The sequence below is a fragment of the Streptomyces torulosus genome, from assembly GCF_001419765.1.
Lineage (GTDB): Bacteria > Actinomycetota > Actinomycetes > Streptomycetales > Streptomycetaceae > Streptomyces > Streptomyces torulosus.
Genome location: NZ_LIRK01000234.1, coordinates 293 through 3,880, shown reverse-complemented (window position 1 = coordinate 3,880; position 3,588 = coordinate 293). Strand labels below are relative to the sequence as shown.

General features: G+C 68.0%; 1 protein-coding gene and 1 pseudogene. One reads left to right on the top strand and one right to left on the bottom strand.

The window, feature by feature from the left end; genetic code table 11:
• Positions 1 to 232 precede the first annotated feature (232 nt).
• A partial coding sequence (secA, locus tag AOK23_RS16760) for a preprotein translocase subunit SecA (protein WP_157878053.1) occupies positions 233 to 2,966 on the bottom strand: 2,734 nt, incomplete at its 3' end.
• Positions 2,967 to 3,247: 281 nt separating this feature from the next.
• On the opposite strand from secA, the pseudogene AOK23_RS49830 reads away from it, so the two are divergent.
• A pseudogene (locus tag AOK23_RS49830) lies at positions 3,248 to 3,588 on the top strand (GNAT family N-acetyltransferase); the annotation flags it as partial.

Here is a 3,588-nt window from a genome sequence, read left to right as displayed (position 1 = left end):
CCCGCACCCACACCCGCACGCAGAAGGGCCGGACACCCGAAGATGCCCGGCCCTTCCCTGCTTCACGGTCTGTGGCTGGCCTGCCGCCTCACGGCCTGCGGCCAACCGCCTCACCGCCCACAGGCGCCGGCGCTGGCGCCGGCCTCACGGCCGCACGCCCACTCGCCCGTACGCCGGCCAGCGCCGCGGCCCCGTACCGCCCCGCGCCCCGCGGAGCGGCCCGCTACTTCNNCGGCCTCGGAGCGGATGGGCTCGTCCTCGGGGAGGTCGCCCTCGACGATGCCACCCTCGCCGTCGACGGTCGGCGCGGAGAAGTGCAGACGGTCCCGGCGCTGCGGGGCCTCCAGCCCCTTCGCCCGGATCTCCGGCCGCGACGCACCCGCCTGGGCCGGCACCGCGTCGCCCTTGTCGAGGGACGGCTTGGCGTCCTCGACCGGGACCTCCTCGACCTGCTGCTCGACCTGGACCTCCAGGTTGAACATGTCGAAGCCCTCGCGCTGGTACTCGACCAGCGGGTCCTTCTGGGCCATCGCGCGCAGGCCGATGCCCTCCTGGAGGTAGTCCATCTCGTAGAGGTGCTCACGCCACTTGCGGTCCAGGACGGAGAGGACCACCCGGCGCTCCAGCTCACGCATGATCTCGGAGCCGAGCTGCTCCTCACGCGCCTGGTACTGCTCGTAGATGTCGTCCTTGATGGACTCGGCGATGAACTCGGGGGTCAGCCCGGCCCGGTCGCCGGCCGCCTCCTCCAGCTCCTCGATGGTGACCTTCACCGGGTAGAGCTGCTTGAACGCGCCCCACAGCCGGTCGAGGTCCCACTCCTCGGCGAAGCCCTCGGCGGTCTCGGCGGCGATGTACGCGTCGATCGTGTCGTCCATGAAGTGCTGGATCTGCTCGTGCAGGTCCTCGCCCTCCAGGACGCGGCGCCGCTCGCCGTAGATGACCTCGCGCTGCCGGTTGAGGACCTCGTCGTACTTGAGGACGTTCTTGCGCGTCTCGAAGTTCTGCTGTTCGACCTGCGACTGGGCGGACGCGATCGCGCGGGTGACCATCTTGTTCTCGATCGGCACGTCGTCCGGCACGTTCGCCATGGACATCACACGCTCGACCATCTGGGCCTTGAACAGGCGCATCAGGTCGTCACCGAGGGAGAGGTAGAAGCGGGACTCGCCCGGGTCGCCCTGACGGCCGGAACGACCGCGCAGCTGGTTGTCGATACGGCGGGACTCGTGCCGCTCGGTGCCGAGGACGTAGAGACCGCCGAGGGCCTCGACCTCCTCCTTCTCCGCCTTGACCGCCGCCTCGGCCTTCGCGAGGGCCTCGGGCAGGGCCGCGGCCCACTCCTCGATGTGCTCCTCGGGGTCGAGCCCGCGCTGGCGCAGCTCCGCCTCGGCGAGGTCCTCGGGGTTGCCGCCGAGCTTGATGTCCGTACCACGGCCGGCCATGTTGGTGGCCACGGTCACGGCGCCCTTGCGGCCGGCCTGGGCGACGATGATCGCCTCACGGTCGTGCTGCTTGGCGTTCAGCACCTCGTGCTGGACACCGCGCTTGCTGAGCTGCTGGGAGAGGTACTCGGACTTCTCGACCGACGTCGTACCGACGAGGATCGGCTGGCCCTTCTCGTGCTTCTCCACGATGTCGTCGACGACCGCCTCGAACTTCGCGACCTCGGTGCGGTAGATCAGGTCGGACTGGTCCTTGCGGACCATCGGCCGGTTCGTCGGGATCGGGACCACGCCGAGCTTGTAGATCTGGTGGAACTCGGCGGCCTCGGTCATGGCCGTACCGGTCATGCCGGACAGGCCGGGCTGCTCCTTGCCGTTGTGGTCGTGGCGCTTGTAGAGGCGGAAGAAGTTCTGGAGGGTGATCGTGGCGAGCGTCTGGTTCTCGTCCTTGATCGGCACCCCTTCCTTCGCCTCGATCGCCTGGTGCATGCCCTCGTTGTAGCGGCGGCCGGCGAGGATACGGCCGGTGTGCTCGTCGACGATCATGACCTCGCCGTCGATGACGACGTAGTCCTTGTCCTTCTTGAAGAGCTCCTTCGCCTTGATGGCGTTGTTCAGGTAGCCCACCAGCGGCGTGTTGACCGACTCGTAGAGGTTGTCGATGCCCAGCCAGTCCTCGACCTTGGCGACACCGGACTCGTGGATGGCGACCGTGCGCTTCTTCTCGTCGACCTCGTAGTCGCCGGTCTCCTCGATGCCCTTGAGGGGGTTGCCGGGCTCGCCCTTCTTCAGGCGCGTCACCAGCTTGGCGAAGTCGCCGTACCACTTGGTGGCCTGGTCGGCGGGGCCGGAGATGATCAGCGGCGTACGGGCCTCGTCGACGAGGATGGAGTCGACCTCGTCGACGATCGCGAAGTTGTGGCCGCGCTGGACGAGCTCGTCCTTGGACCACGCCATGTTGTCGCGGAGGTAGTCGAAGCCGAACTCGTTGTTCGTGCCGTACGTGATGTCGCAGTTGTACTGCTCGCGACGCTGGGCCGGCGTCATGTTGGCGAGGATGCAGCCGACGTTCAGGCCCAGGAACTTGTGGACGCGACCCATCATCTCGGAGTCGCGCTCGGCCAGGTAGTCGTTGACCGTGATGAGGTGGACGCCCTTGCCGGACAGCGCGTTCAGGTACGCGGGCAGGGTGCCGACGAGGGTCTTGCCCTCACCGGTCTTCATCTCGGCGACGTAGCCGAGGTGGAGGGCGGCGCCACCCATGATCTGCACGTCGTAGTGACGCTGGCCGAGGGCGCGCTTGGCGGCCTCGCGGACGGTGGCGAACGCCTCGGGGAGCAGGTCGTCCAGGCTCTCACCGTCGGCGTACCGCTGCTTGTACTCATCGGTGAGGGCCCGCAGCTCGGCGTCGGAGAGGTCGACGAAGTCCTCTTCGATGGAGTTGACCTGGTCCGCGATGCGGTGCAGCTTGCGCAGGATCTTGCCTTCGCCTGCACGCATGATCTTCGAGAGGACGGACACGGGGGTTTGTCTCCTTGCCGGTCGGGCCTGGGACGGTCGGTTTCAATGACAGATTCAAATCACAGCTTGAGCAACGGCCATCGTAAGCGAGGACCCCGCCGTGCCGGGAGGTCTGGCCCTGACAGCCACTAGGACAACGGGCGGGCGTCGCCGATGGTGCCGCGTTCCGCCCACGAAATGCACGAATTGTGACCGCCTCGCCCCTCCCGCGTCACGGGCCCGTTCACAGAACGGGCGCAAATGAGATGGCGCCCTTCCGCCGCCCCGAGCACAATCGCCCGATGGACCCCGTCACCCTGACCACCGAGCGCCTGCTGCTGCGCACCGTGGACGCGCGCGACACCGACACGGTGTACGCCGCCGCGCAGGACCCGGACATCCAGCGCTGGACCACGATCCCCTCGCCGTATCTGCGCGAGCACGCGGTGACCTTCGTGGAGCACGCGGTCCCCGAGGGCTGGGTCAACGCCTCCATGTTCACCTTCGGGGTCTTCCTTCCCTCCGGGGTGCTGACGGGCATGCTCGGCATCACCATGCGGTCGCTCGGCACCGCCGAGATCGGCTTCTGGACGGCCAAGGAGCACCGCCGCAACGGCTACATCACCGAGGCGACCCGGGTCGC